This is a genomic window from Sphingomonas degradans, assembly GCF_053502645.1.
This window is the reverse complement of sequence record NZ_CP177172.1, coordinates 3441253-3459585: the sequence shown is the minus strand read 5'-3', so window position 1 is coordinate 3459585 and position 18333 is coordinate 3441253. Positions and strand designations below refer to the sequence as shown.

The window sequence follows — 18333 nt, the reverse complement described above, 5'->3', positions numbered from 1 at the left end:
AGCGATGGCCGCCGACACGCCGCTGGAACGGCTGCGCAACGTCCTGGGCGGCACCGCACGGGCGCTGTCGGGCGAGGCGGAGCTGGAGCTGAGCTTCACCTCCGATGCGCCGCGCCAGGATGGCAAGAGCATCAAGGTGCCGATGCCCGCGCGCGGCGTGCCGGTGGAGCAGGTGGGCGAGGCGCGCGGCTTTGCCGATGGCTTCGCGCTGCGGCTGCGGCACCATGACGTGAAGTTCCACCAGCGCACCGCGCCGCAGGAGGCGGTGGCGCGCGCGGTGTTCGACGCCGTGGAGACCGCGCGAGTCGAGGCGCTGGGGTCGCGCGGCTATGCCGGCATCGCGGACAATCTTGAGGCGTCGCTCAACCTGAAGCTGCGCTCCGACCCGATCGCCCGCGCGCGCAATCGCGACGAAGTGCCGCTGTCCACTGCCGTCGGGCTGCTTGTGCGCGAGCGGCTGACCGGGCGCGCGGCGCCGGCATCGGCGGCGATGGGCATGGCGCTGGTCCGCGACTGGATCGAGGAACGCGGCGGCGGCGATCTGGACGCGCTGGGCCTCGCGATCGACGACCAGCGCGCCTTTGCCGCACTCGCGACCAAGCTGCTCCAGGACCTGGAACTCGTCGAGGGCGACCGGGTGCCCGAGGAAAGCGAGGACCAGGACGGCGGCGACGACGAGGAAGGCACCGACGACCAGGACCAGCCCAGCGACGACGAAGGCGATGCCGAAGCCGGCCAGGGCGAAGGCCAGGCCGAGGCGCGCGGCGAACAGCGCGAGTCCGACCAGACCGAGGAAGGAGACCAGCAGGACTCCGAGGCGATGGACGATGGCGACGGCGAGCCGGGCGACGATGGCGAGGAAGGGATGCTCCCCACGCGCCCCAACCGCCCGTGGAGCGACCTGCCGCCGCAATTCGAATACAAGCCGTTCACGCGCCAGTTTGACGAGGAAGTCTCCGCGCTCGACCTGTGCGATGCCGAGGAGCTGGACCGGCTGCGCGCCTATCTCGACCAGCAGCTCGTGCATCTGCAGGGCGCCGTGACCAAGCTCGCCAACCGGCTTCAGCGCCGGCTGATGGCGCAGCAGAACCGCAGCTGGGATTTCGACCAGGAGGAAGGCATCCTCGACGCCGCCCGGCTGGCGCGCGTGATCGTCAATCCGATGCTGTCGCTCAGCTACAAGTCCGAGCGCGATACCGAGTTCAAGGACACCGTCGTCACGCTGCTGATCGACAATTCGGGGTCGATGCGCGGGCGGCCGATTTCGATCGCGGCGATCAGCGCGGACATCCTTGCCCGCACGCTGGAGCGGGTGGGGGTCAAGACCGAGATACTGGGCTTTACCACGCGCGCGTGGAAGGGCGGGCAGAGCCGCGAGAAATGGCTGGCCGACGGGCGCCCGCCCCAGCCGGGCCGTCTCAACGACATCCGCCACATCGTCTACAAACAGGCCGACGAGCCGTGGCGTCGCGCCAAGCGCTCGCTGGGCCTGATGATGCGCGAAGGGCTGCTCAAGGAGAATATCGACGGCGAGGCGCTGCTGTGGGCGCACAACCGGCTGATCGCGCGGCCCGAGGACCGCAAGATCCTGATGGTGATCTCCGACGGTGCGCCGGTGGACGATTCGACGCTGTCGGTGAATTCGGGATCGTATCTGGAGCGCCATTTGCGCCAGGTGATCGGCTGGATCGAGTCGCGCTCGCCGGTCGAGCTGGCGGCGATCGGCATCGGGCATGACGTGACGCGCTATTACCAGCGCGCCGTGACGATCATGGATGCCGAGCAGCTGGCCGGCACGATGGTCGAGCAGCTCGCGGCGCTGTTCGACACCGAATGACGATCGATCCGCCGCCGGGCGGGTTTCGCGGGCCCGTGAAGCGATCGGTGACGATCGCGGGGCACCAGACCTCGATCAGCCTGGAGCCGCTCTTCTGGGACGCGCTGGAGGCGCAGGCGGCGTCGCGCGCGCTGCCGCTCAACGCGCTGGTCGCGGCGATCGATCATGCCCGCATCCAGTCCGACGATCCGCCCAATCTGGCGAGCGCGATTCGCACCTGGCTTGTTGCGACAAATTTGCGACAAGTCTGATAACTCTTCGCAATAGCGTTGACTCTGAGAACGCTTCGCAATAGCTGACCCCGCAAAGATACCGTCAAGGGGGATTTATTTCGTGAAGCGTTCCGCACCTGCCGCGTCGCCGGCCTTTCTTGCGCTCGCCTGCGTCGGCTTCATCGCCAGCGCCCCCGCGCACGCAGCCGAGCCGGACCCGGATCACGGCGCCAAGGCGACCGATGCAGCGGACAACGACGCCCAGGACCGCGAACAGATCCTCGTCACCGGCGCCCGCCAGGAGTTGGAAGGCCCCAAGGCGACGGCGAAGGTGGTCAATACGCCGCGCTCGGTAGTCGTGCTCCCCGCTTCGGTGATCGAGGAAACCGGCTCGGCCACGCTCGCCGATGCGCTGCGCACCGTCCCCGGCATCACCTTTGGCGCGGCGGAAGGCGGCAACCCGATCGGCGACCGTCCCTTCATCCGCGGTTTCGACAGCCAGGGCAGCACCTTTGTCGATGGCGTGCGCGACATCGGCGCGCAGACCCGCGAAGTCTTTGCCACCGAACAGGTCCAGGTGGTGCGCGGCTCCGATTCGACGCTGGGCGGGCGCGGCAGCGCGGGCGGATCGATCAACATCGTCTCCAAGCTGCCCGTCACGAACAATTTCGTCGCCGTGAACGCCAGCCTGGGCACCGCTGATTACAAGCGGCTGACGCTGGACGTGAACCAGAAGCTGACCGACTTCATCGGCGTGCGCGTCGCGGCGATGGTGCACGATCAGGACGTGGCGGGTCGCGACGCGATCTGGTCGCGCCGCTGGGGCGTGGCGCCGTCGATCACCCTCGGCCTGGGCACCGACACCCGGCTGACCGCCGCCTACTACTATCTGGAAAGCCATGAGCTTCCCGACAGCGGCATCCCGTTCCTCTACACGCTGGCCAATGCCCCCGGCACTGGCGAGATCCTGAGCGAGCCGGCAATGGGCGACGTCACCACGATCGCTGGCACCAAGGGCCATGTTTCGCGCTCGAATTTCTATGGTCTCACCAACCGCGATTTCCGCGATGCCAAGACGCATCAGGCGACGCTGCGCTTCGAGCATGATTTCGGTGGCATCACGCTGCGCAACACTGCCCGCTACGGCTTCAACGAACAGAATTACATCTTCACCCTGCCGGACGACAGCCAGGGCAATGTCTATGGCACCGCCGCGACCAACCCGACGACGGGCACGGCAGGCACGCGCGGCGACGTGCTGACCGGCGGTTATGTCTGGGTGCGCGGCAACACCCGCTATGGCTATTCGGAAACGCTGACCAACCAGACCGACCTGTACGGCACCTTTGAAACCGGCGGGATCAAGCATAGCTTCGCGGTCGGCGCGGAAGTGAGCTGGGAGAAGGCGCGACGCGGGGCCTATGTCTCCGCAAACGGATCGACGGTCAGCCCGCGTTGCAACACCGCGACGATCGCGCGCTATTACTGCACCAGCCTGTTCACGCCCAACTATGACGCGCCCTGGGTCAACTATGCCAGCGACACCTCGACCGTGGCGACTCCCATCGTCAAGGGCGCGCCGCTGAGCGAGACCCAGAACGATGCCAGCACGGTTTCGGTCTATGGCTTTGATTCGATCACGCTGCTGCCGCAGCTGATGCTCAACCTCGGCGGGCGCTTCGATCGCTTCAAGTCGAAGGTGACGCCGGGCCAGGCGGCGAGCGCCAACCCGACCACGGCCTTCTCGCTGTCGCGCACGGACGAACTGTTCAACTGGCAGGCGGGCCTGATCTTCAAGCCGACCGCGAATACCAGCCTCTACGCCAGCTACGCCACTGCCGCGACGCCGCCCAACAGCCTGTTGGGCGAAGGGCAGGAAGCCAACGGCCTGGGCACCACGATCGCCGCCGCCGACCTGCTCGACAGCCTGAAGGTGGAAAAGACCAAGTCGTACGAGGTCGGCGCCAAGGCCAGCCTGTTCAACGAACAGCTCGCCCTCGGCATCGCCGCCTTCCAGACCGACACCGACAATGCCCGCGTGACGGGCCCGGGCAACACGGTGGAGTTCGTCGGCAAGCGCCGTATCCGGGGTGTCGAGCTGACCTTCAACGGCAAGGTCACCGAATGGCTGACCGTGTTCGGCGGCTATACCCATCTGGACCCCAAGATCGTCGATGGCGGCATGACCATTCTGACCGCCGCTGCGATCACGCAGACCACCGGTGGTGTCACTACCGTGATCCAGCCTGCAAAGACGCTCGCTGTCCCCTCGGTCAACACCGGGCGCCAGGCGACCCAGACGGCGAAGGACAGCTTCACGCTGTGGGCCGACCTGAAGCCCACCCGCCGGCTGAGCATCGGCGGCGGCGCGTTCTACACCAGCCGGGTGTTCGGCGGGTATCAGGACAACCGTAGCTACACCCAGAATGCAGCGGGAGTGACGACGTTTACGCCGGCGACCAAGGTGATCCTGCGCTCGATCCCCGAATATTGGCGCTTCGACGCGCGGCTGGGCTACAAGGTCAGCGACAATATCCAGCTGAGCGTCAATGTGCAGAACCTGACCGACAAGGTGTATTACACCCAGGCCTATGCCTCGCACTACGCCACGATCGCGCCGGGCCGCTCGGCCTTTGCGACGCTCGGGTTCAAGTTCTGACCGGGTTTCAATCCCTCTCCCCCCAGGAGCTCGCCGCCCGCCTTTCCGGTTCGCCGGAAGCGCGGGCGGCGCTGATTCGCGAAGGTGCCGAGGCGGGCGTGGCCGAGGCGCAGGCGGTCTATGGCCAGATGCTGCTCGACGCGGGCGAACCCGGCGCGGCGTTCGGCTGGTTCAACAAGGCGGCGGGGCAGGGGCATCTGATGGCGCTCAACATGGTCGGGCGCTGCTATGACCTTGGCTGGGGCGTGCGCGTGGACAAGGTGCGCGCTGCCGAATGCTTCCGCATCGCTGCGACGCGCGGGCTCGACTGGGGCATGTACAATTATGCCACCGCCCTGACGCTGGGCGAAGGCTTGACCGAGGACAAGGCGGCGGCGCTCGGCTGGTTCGAGAACGCCGCGGCGCAGGGTGGCGATGCCGCGGCCAAGGCGACCAACTATATCGGCAGCTTCCACGAGGATGGCTGGGTAGTGGCGCCCGACCGTGCGCGTGCCGCCGAATGCTATGGGATCGCGGCCGAGGGCGGCGACTTCCGGGGCATGTTCAACCATGCGCGCATGCTGGCCGAGGCGGGCCGGTTCGACGCGGCGCGCGGCTGGATCGTGCGCTGTGCCGAAACTGCCACCCCGGCCTTTCTTGCCAAGGCGCGCGCGTTCCTGAAGGCGTCGCCCTGGCCCCTGCTGCACGAGGCGCTGTGATGCTGATTACTATTCCCGACCTGCTGAGCGCCGATCAGGTCGCGCGCATCCGTGCCATCATCGACGCAGCGGAATGGGTGGACGGCAATGTCACCTCGGGCGTCCAGTCGGCACTGGCCAAGCGCAACGAACAACTGCCGGAGGGCACGCCGGCGCATGCCGAAGCCGGGGCGATCATCCTGGATGCGCTGGCAGCCTCGCCGCTGTTCGTCGCCGCCGCGCTGCCGCTCAAGGTGTTTCCGCCGCTGTTCAATCGCTACGCGGGCGGGCAGGCCTTTGGCAACCATGTCGACAACGCGATCCGCATCAAGCGCGGCAGCGATTTCCGCATCCGTTCCGACCTGTCGATGACGGTTTTCCTCGAATCGCCCGAGGCCTATGACGGCGGCGAACTGAAGATCGAGGGGCTGTTCGGGACCGAGGGGGTGAAGCTGCCCGCCGGCCATGCCGTGCTCTATCCCTCGTCCAGCCTCCACCGCGTCGAGCCGGTCACGCGCGGCGCGCGGGTGGCCAGCTTCTTCTGGCTCCAGTCGATGGTCCGCGACGATGGCGAACGCCGCATCCTGTTCGAGCTGGACCAGTCGATCCAGGCGCTGGCGGGCAATCTGGGGCAGGGGAATGCGCAGGTGATCGAACTCACCCATGTCTATCACAACCTGCTGCGCCGCTGGGCCGACGCCTGAGGGGAATCTCTCCGGCGCGGCGGGGGAGAGCGGTTTAGCGCGAAGCGCTATTTGGTTCACGCGAAGGCGCGAAGGCGCGAAGATTTTTTCGCGCAGAGGCGCAGAGAGCGCAGAGAGCCTCGCCCCCCGCGCAAAGCGCAGAAATCGCATCCGAGCAACACGCGATGAAGCCGCGATGGCGGAGATACGCTGCCACGGGCGCACCCCCTCTGCGTCCTCCGCGCCTCTGCGCGAAATATATTCTAAAGCGCTTCGCGCCTTCGCGTGCGACCCAATGCGCAGGCTGGACCCGCGCCCCCACCCGGCCACCCATAGAATATTGCTTGGATGGCCGAATGGGAGAGCGGGCCGGCGCCGCTCGCGGTCAGAAGGCGGCGGAGACCGAGAACACGACCTTGCCCGATGCGATCGACGATCCATCCTTGGTCGACGAGAAATTGGGCAGCAGGTAGCGCGAATCGGCGCGGGTGATGTCGGTGCCGACATAGGCGATGCCGAGCACCAGCGGCCCGACGGCGACATCGGCGCCGACCAGATAGTCCAGATACTTGCCGGTCGGCGCGACGCTGGTGCCGTTCGGGCCCAGCCCCGGATTGCCGTCCGAATAGCCCAGATGCGCCTTGGCGGTGATCGGCGAGCCCGGAATGCCCGTGGACAGATCGCCCCAGACGTAGAAATTATCCTCGCTCTGCCCCCGGCTGTACGGCGTGTTCGAGAAATTGCCGAGCGCTTCCTGCTTGGGGGCATAGGCGACGCCCGCCAGCGCCGTCACGGGGCCGAGCGTGGTCGATGCCTTGGCATAGAATTCGGCGAAGTCGGTTTTGTCGGCACCGCCGGGATACATGTACCAGGTCAGCCCGACGTCGAGCGCCGATCCTTCGCCCAGCGGCAGCTTGTAGCCGGCGACCAGGTCGAGTTCGGTGTTCGATCCGCCGAACGTGCCCCACCCGGCCAGGTTCGATCCCCAGGCCGCGACATAGGCGCCGCTTTCATGGCTGATGGTAATGCCGCCCTGGACCGCGATTTCCTCATCGGACTGCGATACCCCGCGGAAGCGATAGTCGGAGACGAGCGCGACCGATCCGCTGACGGTGACGGGCGGCGGCGGGCTGGTATCCTGGGCAAAGGCCGGTGCGGCGATGGCGAGGCAAGCGGCGGTGGCCGTAGCTGCGGCGATAGAACGGAACGTCATGGAACCCCCTTGTGTAACGGTTGGGTGGTCCCTGCCTGCACCCGGTCGCCACAGCCTCTCTGCATGTCTTGCGACACGGGGGCAGGATCGATCCGGATGCCTTTTTACTATGCCTGGCGCGCTGCTGGTTTCTTGCTGAAGCGTGACGAACTGTTGCCGGCGCCGTATCGGCGGGGCTGTTGCATGAAAGCATCGGGCCCGCCTCCAGGGGGTGGAGACGGGCCCGACGGTTGGGTCGAGACTCAGGCGCCTAATGCGCCATGGCGAGCCCGGCGGTCTTGCCCGACGCGCCGTGCAGCTCGACATCGCCGCCGGCGGCGCGGCGGCGTGCCAGCCAGTCCTTCATCAGCTCGGAGCAGGTGTGGTCCATTGCCGAAAGACCCGCGACGTCAAGGCGCACCGGGGCACCGCTCGGCACCGAATCCAGCGTGTCCGACAGGCGCGGCAGCGTCAGGAACGTCGCCCCACCGGTCAGGCGAACGGTTTCGCGGTCGCCATCCTGGTCACGGAACACCTTCAGGCGCAGATGGCGCAGGTTGGGGATCAGCTCCAGCAGCGACAGGCCGATGCCGACCAGCACGCCGGTCAACAGGTCCTGCGTCACCACCAGCACCAGCGTGATCGCCCAGATCGCCACGGGCAGCGCGCCGTAATCGCGGAACAGGTGCTTGGCGTGCTTCAGGTTCACCAGACGATAGCCGGTGACGACCAGCACCGCGCCCAGCGCCGCCATCGGGATTTCGGCAAGGACGAACGGCAGCGCCGCGACCATGCCAAGAATCCAGATGCCGTGCAGGATGGTGGACAGCCGGGTCGTGGCGCCCGCCTGGACGTTGGCCGAGCTGCGCACGATCACGCCGGTCATCGGCAGCGCGCCGGCAACACCGCAGAGCAGGTTGCCGATGCCCTGCGCGCGCAGTTCCTTGTTATAGTCGGTGCGCACGCCGTCGTGCATCCGATCCACCGCCGCCGCCGAAAGCAGCGTCTCTGCGCTGGCGATGAACGCAATGGCAAGCGCCGCGCCGATCACGGCGGGGTCGAGGAAGCGTGCGGCAAAGCCCGAATCGGGCAGCGCGATCGCGCCGGCGATGTTCGCCGGAACGGTAACCCGCGAAACGTCGAGCCCCAGCGTGAACGCGATCAGCGTCGCCGCGACGACGCCCAGCAGCGCGCCGGGGACGAGCCGCAGCGCCTTGGGACGGAATTTCTCCCAGCCGATCATGACGCCGATCGTGACCAGCGCAATGATGATCGCCAGCTCGGCCGCCGCGATGTCGGGGGACAGGCCGAACAGGCGGCCCGGCATCGCCATCAGGTTCTGGAGGCCGCTGGGCAGCGGCTTCTGGTCGAACATGACGTGGAACTGGCCGACGACGATCAGCACGCCGATGCCGGCCAGCATGCCATGGACGACGGCCGGCGAAATCGCGCGGAACCAGCCGCCCAGGCGGAAAATGCCCGATACGACCTGGATCGCACCGGCAAGGATCAGGATGGGACCCAGCGCCGACAGGCCCTGGTCGCGCACCAGTTCATAGACGATCACCGCCAGGCCGGCGGCGGGGCCGCTGACCTGGAGCGGCGAACCCGCAAGCGCACCTACGACGATGCCGCCGATGATGCCGGTGATAAGCCCCTTTTCCGGGGGCACGCCGGACGCGATCGCGATGCCCATACACAGGGGCATCGCGACCAGGAACACGACGATAGACGCCGTGAAATCGCGTCCGACGACGTTCATCGACGGGAGTTTCACTCCGCTGCCTCCGCATAGGTGACGTCCGACGCAATCCGCTGGCCGGCGGCGAGTGCCACGGGCAGGGGCTGGTCTTCACGGATCTGCACGAAACGGCCGGTATTGCCGTCCAGCGCCAGCATCGCGCCCGCGCCGATATCAAAGAACCAGCCGTGCAGCGCGATCTGGCCGCGCGCGATCCCGGCGGCGACCGACGGGTGCGTGCGCAGGTGCGCGAGCTGGGCGACCACATTCTCCATGCTGGCGGTGCGCACCGCTTCGCCGTTCTCCATTTCCGGATAGCCCTGGCGCACGACGCATTCGGCGGCGTGGCTGTGGCGCAGCCAGGCGGCGACGTTGGGCATGCCGTTCAGCATTTCCGGGTTCATCAGCGCCTTCATCGCACCGCAGTCGGAGTGACCGCAGATGATGATGTCACGCACGCCCAGCGCCGCGACGGCATATTCCACCGTCGACGAAACGCCGCCATTCTGGGTGGCGAAGGGGGGCACGATATTGCCCGCATTGCGGCATACGAACAGGTCGCCGGGTGCCGCCTGCATGATATGCTCGGGCACCACGCGCGAGTCCGCGCAGGAAATCATCAGCGCCTTCGGGCTTTGCCCGTGTGCCGCCAGCTTGGCGTAAAGAGCGCTCTGGTCCGGAAAAACCTGCTTCTCGAAACTGAATACTCGGCCGATTAGCTCGTTCACGAAACTGCTCCTTCCAAGACCCGCACGATGCGGGATTAGGAACAGTACGTAAGTGCTCCGCTTTGCCGCAGTGCAGCGGCTACGTTACGAAAGGTTGCTTGGCGGCACTGGCAGGCAGATCTCGGCGCGAAGCCCGCCCTCGGCCCGATTGGTCAGCGTCAGTGTGCCGCGATGCTCGGCCACCGCGCGCACGACGATCGCCAGTCCCAGTCCGAGTCCGATCGTGTCGCGCGACCGCGCCGTGTCCAGCCGGACAAAGGGTTCGAGCACTTGCGCCAGCTGGTCCTCGGGGATGCCGGGGCCGTCGTCCTCGACCGCGATCCGCACCTGATCCGCGTGGCGGGTCAGCGTGATCGTTACCGTGTCGCCATGATGGAGGGCGTTCTCGACCAGGTTGACCAGCGCGCGTTTCATCGCGGAGGGGCGCACTGCCATTTCGAGATGCGCGGGGCCGCGATAGTTGCCGTCACGCCCGCGATCGGCGATCTCGTCGCACAGCGAGGCGCACAGCACGGCCAGATCGATCACGACCAGCTTCTCGCTCTCGCTCTCGCCGCCCAGATAAGCGAGCAGCGACGCGATCATCGCTTCCATCTCGGCGACATCCGCCTCCACCGCGTCGCGCAGCGCATCGTCGGGAATGCCGTCGGCGCGCAGCCGCAGCCGGGCCAGCGGGGTGCGCAGATCATGCCCCACCGCCGCCAGCGCCTGGGTGCGATCGGCGATCAGCCGGTGGATGCGGGCGCGCATCCGGTTGAACGCGCGGATCACGCGGCGGACTTCGCTCGACCCCCCTTCGGGGACTTCCTCTTCGCTGCCGCTGCCGACATTGTCGGTCGCCTGCGCCAGCCGGCGGAGCGGCAACAGCGTCTGGCGCACCATCAGGCCGCCGATCAGGATCAGCGCCGCCGCCGGAATCATCGCCAGCAATACGCGCTCGATCACGAGATTGGGCTGGTGGACCGACTCCTGTGTCGTGAAGTACAGCCAGCTGCCATCCGACAGCCTGAGCCCCCCGGTCGTCACCGCGTCGCGGCCCGGCGAGGCCAGGTTCAGCCGCAGGTCGGCATCGGCCAGCCCCGGCTCCCATCCCACGATCTGGTGGTACATCCGGTCGAGCGAGGGGGCGAGGCGGGGCGGGGGCAGCAGATGCGGCGCCCAGCGAATCTCATAGCGATTGGTGGTCAGTTCGTGCGCCATCGCCGGGCGCTCGATCGCGGGGCGCTCCTCGACCAGCTTGCGCGCGATGACCAGATGCTCGGCCAGCCGCCGCGCCTCGTCGTCCTGGAGCGAGAAGTGGCTCGCGCGTTCGTAGAGCAGCGTCGAGACGCCGAACTCCAGCGTCAACGCGAGCAGCAGGATCGCGAAGATGCGCCCGACCAGCCCGGCCGGGGCGTGGAGCCAGGGCTTCAATCGCGCGTGACCGGCGCGTTCAGCATATAGCCGACGCCGCGCACGGTGACGATCGGCGCATCGACGCCGGTGCCCGAAAGCTTGCGGCGCAGGCGGCTGACCAGCACGTCGATGCTGCGATCCGAACTGTCGCCCAGCCGCGTGCGCGACAATTCGATCAGCCGCTCACGCGCGATGACGCGGCCGCTATGGTCGCACAGCGTGACGAGCAGGTCGAACTCGGCGCCCGTCAGGTCGACGACACCGCCGGTGGGGGACAGCAATTCGCGGCGCGGCAGGTTGATCGTCCAGCCATCGAACTTGAGCAGCCCGCTGGGGCGCTGCGACGGCTGGCGTTCCACGCCGCCCCGGCGCAGCACCGCGCGCACGCGTGCGATCAGCTCGCGCGTGCTGAACGGCTTGGCGATATAATCGTCCGCGCCCAGTTCCAGGCCGACGACCCGATCGGTCTCGCTGCCCTTGGCCGAGAGGAAGATGATCGGCACTTCGCTTTTCTGGCGGATCGCGCGGCACAGGTCGATGCCGCTGGTGCCCGGCAGCATGATGTCGAGCAGCACCAGATCGACGGGCCCCTGGTCGAGCGCCAGCCACATTTCGGGCGCCGAACAGGCCGGGCGTACCGTATAGCCATTTTCCTGCAGCGCGCGCGTGGTCAGCGTCCGCAAGGGCGGATCATCCTCGACCAGTACAATCGTGGGCAGCACGGTTTGGGGCTCGGCAAGGTACATTACGGACAGGGAGGTAGGCATGCGGGCGGGGAGGGTCAACGCGCAAGCAACACTTTGTCATGGCCGCGCCAAGGGGCAGCAAGCTTGGCACCCTAACTCCGGCACTCGTGAAGAACCTGCGAGGAGAGTTCAGGATGCTGAAGTTCGTATTGATCGGTGCACTCGCCATCGCCGCAACCCCGGCGATCGCGCAGGATCGGGCCCATGGCCCGCAACAGGTGAGCGACGCACTCAAGGCCGGCTGCTCGGTGCAGCAGGTCCATGTGCCCGCCGGAAAGATCGGATCGGCCCCGGCCATCGTGCGTTGCGACGCGCAGGCCCAGCTGGCCGTCGCCGATCGTGCTGCCCGCGACGCGAAGCGCGGCGGCACCGACTGAGGCCCCGTCACCCGGGCATGCCCCCCCCTTTGCCCGGGTGACACCCTCTTGCGCCATCAGGCGCCTTACGCCATCAGCCGGTAGCCTACGCCCGGCTCGTTGCGGATCGAGGATTGCGCGGCATCCTCTTCCAGCTTGCGGCGGACGCCGCGCGCGGCGACGCGCAGATACTCGACATCGCCTTCATGGCCCGGCCCCCACACGGCCTTAAGCAGCTGCGCATGCGTCACCACCCGCCCCGGGTGCTTGGCGAGTTCGGCGAGGAAGCCGAATTCCTTGGGGGTCAGGTGCACTTCCGCGCCCAGCCGGCGCACCAGCCGCGCGGCAAGATCGATCTCCACATCGCCGATCCGCACCACCGCATCCTCCGCTTCGGCGGACAGGCGATGGCGCAGTGCGGTGCGGATGCGGGCCAGCACTTCCTCGGTATCGAATGGCTTGGTCACGTAATCGTCGGCGCCCAGGTCGAGTGCGGTCACCTTCTGGTCGGTCGCATCGCGCGCCGAAATGACCAGCACCGCCGCGCCCGTCGCCTTGACCAGCGGCACCAGCTCCAGCCCGTCGCGATCGGGCAGCCCCAGGTCGAGCAGCACCGCGTCGGGCTTGTCGATCTGGAGCGCGGTCATCGCCTCGCGCGCAGTGCCCGCCTCGAACACGCGATAGCCGGCGCGCGCCAGCCCGGCGCCCAGCAGCCGGCGGATCGCCGCCTCGTCGTCGACCACCAGCACCTTGATCGCATTGCTCATTCGCCGGCCTGTCCCTTGCGCAGCCTGGATTCGGGAAAGTGGATCGCGAAGCACGCACCCGCGCGGTCGATGCGGTTCGACGCCGATACGCTGAGGCCCATCGCTTCGGCAAACCCCTTGACGATGGCAAGGCCCAGCCCGGTGCCGCCCTTGCGGTCCGACCCTTCCAGCCGGGTGAACGTCTCGAAGATCCGCGTTTCCTCGCCCGGTGGCAATCCGGGGCCTTCGTCGAGAATGTCGAGCGACAGCCCCTCGCGCTGGCGCCGTGCGGCCACCACGATGGGGGCGCCGGCATCGCCATATTTGGCGGCATTCTCCAGCAGGTTGATGAGGCAGTGGTGGAACAGCTGGGGATCGACCAGCACCAGCGGCAGATCGGGGGCGACGCGCATCTCGATTGCGTGCCCGTCCAGCGCGCGGCGCAGGTCGTGGACCGCCGCCGACACCGCCTCGGCCAGATCGACGGGCTCGATCGCCTGGCGCAGCGCGCCGCCTTCGATCCGCACCATATCGAGCAGGTTGGCGACGAACCGGTGCAGCCGCTCCGCCTCGGTCCGCGCGGCGGCAAGCTGGTCCGCCTGTTCGTCGGACGCGGGGCGCATCTCCGCCAGCATCCCCAGCACGGTCGTCAGCGGGGTGCGCAGATCGTGGCTGACGGACGAGAGCAGTGCGGCGCGCAGCCGGTCGCGCTCCTTCAGCTGGGTGATCGTCGCCATTTCGGCCTCCAGCGCGATCCGCTCCAGCGCGAGCCCCGCCTGGTCGATCAGGCTGAGCAGCAGCGGCAACTGGTCCGAGCGCACCGGTGCGCCGGCATCGGGCCGTGCCAGCCCGAACACGCCCAGCACCTTGCCCCCCGCCGCCAGCGGGTGGAACAGCCATTCGCTGGCGGTGAGCGTGTCCGATCCGCGCCCGGCGGGCTGGTTGTTCTCATAGGCCCAGCGCGCCGCCGCCTGCTCGATCGCTTCCAGCCGCTCGTGCGGCGGATCGGCGGCGACCAGCGCGAGCCCATCGTCGCCCGGCAGCAGCAACAGCGTGTGCACGTCCAGCAACCGCGCGACCTCCGCGCACAATAGCGTGCCGAGCGCGTCGCGGCTGCTCATGCCGGTCAACAGCCCCGAAAAGCCCGCGAGCGCGCTGTTCTGCGCCGCGCTGCGCTGCGCCAGCACCGCCTGTTCGCGCACCCGCGCCGCCAGCTGGCTGCTCACGGCGGCCACGCCCAGCAGCACCAGCACGGTCAGGATGTTCTGCGGGTCCTGGATCGTGAAGGTGCGCGTCGGCGGGATGAAGAAGAAATTATACGCCAGCGACGAGACCAACCCGGTGACGATGCCCGTGCGCAGCCCATAGCGCGTCGCCGCCACCATCACCGGCAACAGGTACAACAGCCCGACATTGGTGATGCTGGCCGAGGCGAAGATGCTCGCCCCCAGCAGCGTGACCAGCGCGGTCAGCCCCAGCGACACGGCATAGCCCGACGCCTTGCCCCAGCCATGCCCGGCGCGCGCGACGCGGCGCCCGCGCGCCGCCTGCTCCTGTGCCATCGGCAGGACGTGGACGGCGACGCCCGGCGTCTCGCGCACCAGCCGGTCGACCACCGAGCCGTGGCGTAGCTCGAACCAGCGCGACCGCGCCGATTTGCCCACGATCAGCTGGGTCGAGCGCGCCTCGATCGTGAAGCGCTTCAGGCCCTCGGCCACGGACTCGGCGGGGACCGAGGCGACCTGCGCGCCCAACTGGCTGGCCAGGTGCAGCGTCGCGGCCAGCCGCGCATTTTCGGCATCGGTAAAGCGGCTCGCGCGCGGCGTCTCGATATGCACCGCCGTCCAGGGCGCGCGCAGTGCGTCGGCGACGCGCTTGGCCGCGCGCACCAGTTCGGGCGCGCCGGGCAGTTCGCTGACCGCGACGACGACCCGCTCGCCCCCGGCCCAGGTGCCCGCCAGCGCGTGGCTGCGCAGATAATCGAGCATCTGCGCATCGACTGCCTGCGCCGCGCGACGCAGCGCCAGTTCGCGCAGCGCCGACAGGTTCGACTTGGAAAAGAAATGCCCCAGCGCGCGGGTGGCCTCGTCGGGGACATAGACCTTGCCCTCCTTCAGCCGCTCGATCAGCTCGTCGGGAGGAATGTCGACGACTTCGATCTCGGCATTTTCCAGCACGCGATCGGGCAGCGTCTCGCGCACCCGCACCTTGGTGAACGAAGCGACGACGTCGTTCAGGCTTTCGAGATGCTGGATGTTGACGGTCGAATAGACGTCGATCCCCGCCGCCAGCAGCTCCTCGACATCCTGGTAGCGCTTGTCGTGGCGGCTGCCGGGGGCGTTGGTGTGGGCCAGTTCGTCGACCAGCACGAGCGCGGGGGCGCGCGCCAGGATCGCGTCGATATCCATCTCGACCAGCGTGTGGCCCAGATGCTCGACGCGGCGGCCGGGGACGATTTCGAACCCCTCCACCTTGGCGCTGGTCTCGGCGCGGCCATGGGTTTCGACCACGCCGATCACGACGTCGATTCCTGCCCGGCGCCGCGCCGCGCCTTCGCTCAGCATCTCATAGGTCTTGCCGACGCCCGGCGCTGCGCCGAGGAACACCTTCAGGCGGCCATGGGCCTCCTGCGCGGCGGCGCGCAGAAGGGCGTCGGGATCGGGTCGGTCGTCGCTCACTCGGCGGCTTGTGCCGCTTGTCCGGGCAGGCTGTCGAGTGCGCGATTGAGCGCGAGGACATTTACGCGCGGCTCGCCCAGAAAGCCGAGCAGCGGCTGTTCGGTCTGGCGCTCGACCAGCGCGCGCAGCGTGGCGACAGGGATGCGGCGTTCGGCGGCGACGCGCTCGACCTGGGAAAAGGCCGCCTCGGGGCTGATATGGGGGTCGAGCCCCGAGGCGGAGGTCGTCACCAGATCGGCAGGGACCGGAGTCGCTGGTGAATGGGGAAGCGCTGCGACATCGGCCTTCACGCGATCGGCCAGGACCTGCGACGTGGGGCCGAGGTTCGAGCCCGAAGAGGCGGTCGCGTCATAGCCCTTGCCCGCGGCGGAGGGACGGCCATGGAAATAGCGCGGGCTGGCAAAGGCCTGCCCGATCAGTTCGGACCCGATGACCTGGCCGTTCGCGCGCACCAGGCTGCCATTGGCCTGTGCGGGAAAGGCGAGCTGGCCGATGCCGGTCAGCGCGGCGGGATAGGCGAGGCCGAGCAGGACCGCGAACAGGATCGTCAGCACGATCGCGGGGCGCAGGGCGGTGGTGAATTCCTTGAGCATTGTCATATCCTTCTTTCCCTCCCCCCACGCGTGGGGGGAGGGGAGACGTTCAGGCGAGGTGGAGCCCCGTCACGGCAAGGTCGATCAGCTTGATCCCGACGAACGGCGCGATCAGCCCGCCCAGCCCATAGACGGCCAGATTGCGCGCCAGCAGCGGGCCCGCCGCCATCGGGCGATACTTCACGCCCTTGAGCGCCAGCGGCACCAGCAGCGGGATGATGACCGCGTTGAAGATGATCGCCGATAGGATCGCGCTGTTGGGCGAACCCAGCCCCATCACGTTGAGCACCGACAGGCCGGGATACAGCGCCAGGAACATCGCCGGGATGATCGCGAAATACTTCGCCACGTCGTTCGCGACCGAAAAGGTGGTCAGCGCCCCGCGCGTCATCAGCAGCTGCTTGCCCAGCCCCACGATCTCGATCAGCTTGGTCGGATCGCTGTCCAGGTCGACCATGTTGCCGGCCTCACGCGCGGCCTGGGTGCCGGTGTTCATCGCGACGCCGACATCGGCCTGCGCCAGCGCGGGCGCATCGTTGGTGCCGTCGCCGCACATCGCCACCAGCCGGCCGCCTTGCTGCTCCTTGCGGATCAGCGCCAGCTTGTCCTCGGGCGTGGCTTCGGCGAGGAAGTCGTCGACTCCTGCTTCTGCGGCGATCGATGCGGCGGTCAGCGGGTTGTCGCCAGTGATCATCACCGTGCGGATGCCCATCCGGCGCAGCTCGGCGAAGCGTTCGCGTACCCCCGCCTTGATGACGTCCTTCAGTGCGATCACGCCCAGCAGGCGGCCGTCCTGCGCCACGGCCAACGGGGTCTGGCCGGACCGGGCGATCTCGTCGCTGCTCTTGCGCAGTTCGGTGGCGGCCACGGTGGTGCCCGCGCCCGGATTGGCGCGCAGCACGGCGTCGACGGCGCCCTTCTGGAGCAGCACGCTGCCGATCTTCACCCCCGACAGCCGCGTCTGCGCGGTGAAGGGGATGATCTCGGCACCCTCGGGCAGCGCCTGGGTGGCGATGCCGAACTTTTCGCGTGCCAGCACCACGACCGAACGGCCTTCGGGGGTTTCGTCGGCCAGGCTCGCCATCAGCGCGGCTTCGGCCAGCGCTTCGGTGCTGACCCCGCCCACGGGGTGGAACGCGCTCGCCTGACGATCGCCGATCGTGATCGTGCCGGTCTTGTCGAGCAGCAGCACGTCGATGTCCCCGGCGGCCTCCACCGCGCGGCCCGACTTGGCGAGCACGTTGAAGCGGACCAGCCGATCCATGCCCGCGATGCCGATGGCCGAAAGCAGCGCGGCGATCGTCGTCGGGATCAGCGTGATGAGCAGTGCGGCCAGCACGGCCACGGGGATGCTGCCCCCCGCATAGCTGGCAAAGCCCGGAATGGTGGCGACGGCGATCAGGAAGATGATCGTCAGCCCGACCAGCAGGATGGTCAGCGCGATTTCGTTCGGGGTCTTCTGGCGCTTGGCCCCTTCGACCAGCGCAATCATCCGGTCTAGGAATCCCTGGCCGGGATCTTGCGTCACGCGCACCACGATCCGGTCGGAAATGACGCGCGTGCCCGCCGTCACGGCCGAACGATCGCCGCCCGCCTCGCGGATCACGGGCGCGCTTTCGCCGGTGATCGCGGCTTCGTTGACCGAGGCGACACCCTCGATCACTTCGCCGTCGGCGGGGATCAGGTCGCCGGTTTCCACCAGCACCAGGTCGCCGCGCTGGAGCGTGGTGGCCGCGACTACGCTATGGTTGCGGCGCGCATCGAGCTTCTTGGCCATCAGCTCGGACTTGGCGGCGCGCAGCGAAGCGGCCTGGGCGCGGCCACGCCCCTCGGCCAGCGCCTCGGCAAAGGTGCCGAACAGCACGGTCAGCCACAGCCAGCCGATCAGCTGGATCTGGAAACCGAACGAGAGCGCATCGGTGCCGATGACGAGCAGCACGGTGAGCAGCAGCGCGACCACGGCGGTGGTGAACAACACGGGGTTCTTCACCAGCTCGGCTGGTTTCAGCTTGCGAAAGGCATCGCCGATCGCCGGCACGACCAGCTTGGCCGAGAACATCGAGGAAGGTGTAGTCATGACGGGATGCCCT

At 68.1% G+C, this 18333-nt stretch carries 15 protein-coding genes; 6 read left to right on the top strand and 9 right to left on the bottom strand.

Annotation, left to right across the window (positions count from 1 at the left end; genetic code table 11):
* Nucleotides 1-4 precede the first annotated feature (4 nt).
* From cobT to ACG3SL_RS15705, 5 genes are all read left to right on the top strand, one after another.
* Nucleotides 5-1837 carry a cobaltochelatase subunit CobT gene (gene cobT / locus ACG3SL_RS15725; protein WP_448662112.1) on the top strand — a complete coding sequence of 611 codons (1833 nt, stop codon included), beginning with the start codon at nt 5-7 and terminating at the stop codon, nt 1835-1837.
* On the top strand, nt 1834-2088 hold the full coding sequence (locus tag ACG3SL_RS15720; protein WP_448662111.1) for a ribbon-helix-helix domain-containing protein: 255 nt from the start codon (nt 1834-1836) through the stop codon (nt 2086-2088). The genes cobT and ACG3SL_RS15720 overlap by 4 nt, the downstream gene beginning before the upstream one ends.
* Nucleotides 2089-2170: 82 nt before the next feature.
* Complete coding sequence (locus tag ACG3SL_RS15715) at nt 2171-4708, top strand: TonB-dependent receptor (RefSeq protein WP_448662110.1); 2538 nt, start codon at nt 2171-2173, stop codon at nt 4706-4708.
* Nucleotides 4709-4806: 98 nt separating this feature from the next.
* Nucleotides 4807-5406, top strand: coding sequence for a tetratricopeptide repeat protein (locus ACG3SL_RS15710; protein WP_448662109.1), 600 nt, complete (start codon nt 4807-4809; stop codon nt 5404-5406).
* The gene (locus tag ACG3SL_RS15705; protein ID WP_448662108.1) at nt 5406-6089 is read left to right on the top strand and encodes a Fe2+-dependent dioxygenase; all 684 of its coding nucleotides are present in this window, start codon (nt 5406-5408) and stop codon (nt 6087-6089) included. Before ACG3SL_RS15710 ends, ACG3SL_RS15705 begins: the two co-directional genes overlap by 1 nt.
* Before the next feature lie 364 nt (nt 6090-6453).
* On the opposite strand, the gene ACG3SL_RS15700 is transcribed toward ACG3SL_RS15705, so the two are convergent.
* From ACG3SL_RS15700 to ACG3SL_RS15680, 5 genes are all read right to left on the bottom strand, one after another.
* Nucleotides 6454-7281: a TorF family putative porin gene (locus ACG3SL_RS15700; RefSeq protein WP_448662107.1), complete on the bottom strand. Its 828-nt coding sequence runs from the start codon at nt 7279-7281 to the stop codon at nt 6454-6456.
* 250 nt (nt 7282-7531) lie between these two features.
* Entirely contained in the window at nt 7532-9022 is a 1491-nt protein-coding gene (locus ACG3SL_RS15695; RefSeq protein ID WP_448662106.1) for a SulP family inorganic anion transporter, read from the bottom strand.
* An 11-nt stretch (nt 9023-9033) separates the two neighbouring features.
* Nucleotides 9034-9729 carry a carbonic anhydrase gene (locus tag ACG3SL_RS15690; protein ID WP_448662105.1) on the bottom strand — a complete coding sequence of 232 codons (696 nt, stop codon included), beginning with the start codon at nt 9727-9729 and terminating at the stop codon, nt 9034-9036.
* Nucleotides 9730-9813: 84 nt separating this feature from the next.
* Nucleotides 9814-11142 carry an ATP-binding protein gene (locus ACG3SL_RS15685; protein WP_448662104.1) on the bottom strand — a complete coding sequence of 443 codons (1329 nt, stop codon included), beginning with the start codon at nt 11140-11142 and terminating at the stop codon, nt 9814-9816.
* Complete coding sequence (locus ACG3SL_RS15680; protein ID WP_448665144.1) at nt 11139-11870, bottom strand: response regulator transcription factor; 732 nt, start codon at nt 11868-11870, stop codon at nt 11139-11141. The genes ACG3SL_RS15685 and ACG3SL_RS15680 overlap by 4 nt, the downstream gene beginning before the upstream one ends.
* Before the next feature lie 134 nt (nt 11871-12004).
* Here ACG3SL_RS15680 and ACG3SL_RS15675 point away from each other — a divergent pair, with 134 nt between their 5' ends.
* On the top strand, nt 12005-12247 hold the full coding sequence (locus ACG3SL_RS15675) for a hypothetical protein (protein ID WP_448662103.1): 243 nt from the start codon (nt 12005-12007) through the stop codon (nt 12245-12247).
* 65 nt (nt 12248-12312) lie between these two features.
* On the opposite strand, the gene ACG3SL_RS15670 is transcribed toward ACG3SL_RS15675, so the two are convergent.
* From ACG3SL_RS15670 to kdpB, 4 genes are read right to left on the bottom strand one after another with little or no spacing between them, the layout of a single operon-like run.
* Complete coding sequence (locus tag ACG3SL_RS15670) at nt 12313-12993, bottom strand: response regulator (protein WP_448662102.1); 681 nt, start codon at nt 12991-12993, stop codon at nt 12313-12315.
* Complete coding sequence (locus ACG3SL_RS15665) at nt 12990-15650, bottom strand: DUF4118 domain-containing protein (protein ID WP_448662101.1); 2661 nt, start codon at nt 15648-15650, stop codon at nt 12990-12992. The genes ACG3SL_RS15670 and ACG3SL_RS15665 overlap by 4 nt, the downstream gene beginning before the upstream one ends.
* Complete coding sequence (kdpC, locus tag ACG3SL_RS15660; RefSeq protein WP_448662100.1) at nt 15647-16243, bottom strand: potassium-transporting ATPase subunit KdpC; 597 nt, start codon at nt 16241-16243, stop codon at nt 15647-15649. The genes ACG3SL_RS15665 and kdpC overlap by 4 nt, the downstream gene beginning before the upstream one ends.
* 49 nt (nt 16244-16292) lie before the next feature.
* Nucleotides 16293-18320, bottom strand: coding sequence for a potassium-transporting ATPase subunit KdpB (kdpB, locus tag ACG3SL_RS15655; protein WP_448662099.1), 2028 nt, complete (start codon nt 18318-18320; stop codon nt 16293-16295).
* Between the last annotated feature and the right edge of the window lie 13 nt (nt 18321-18333).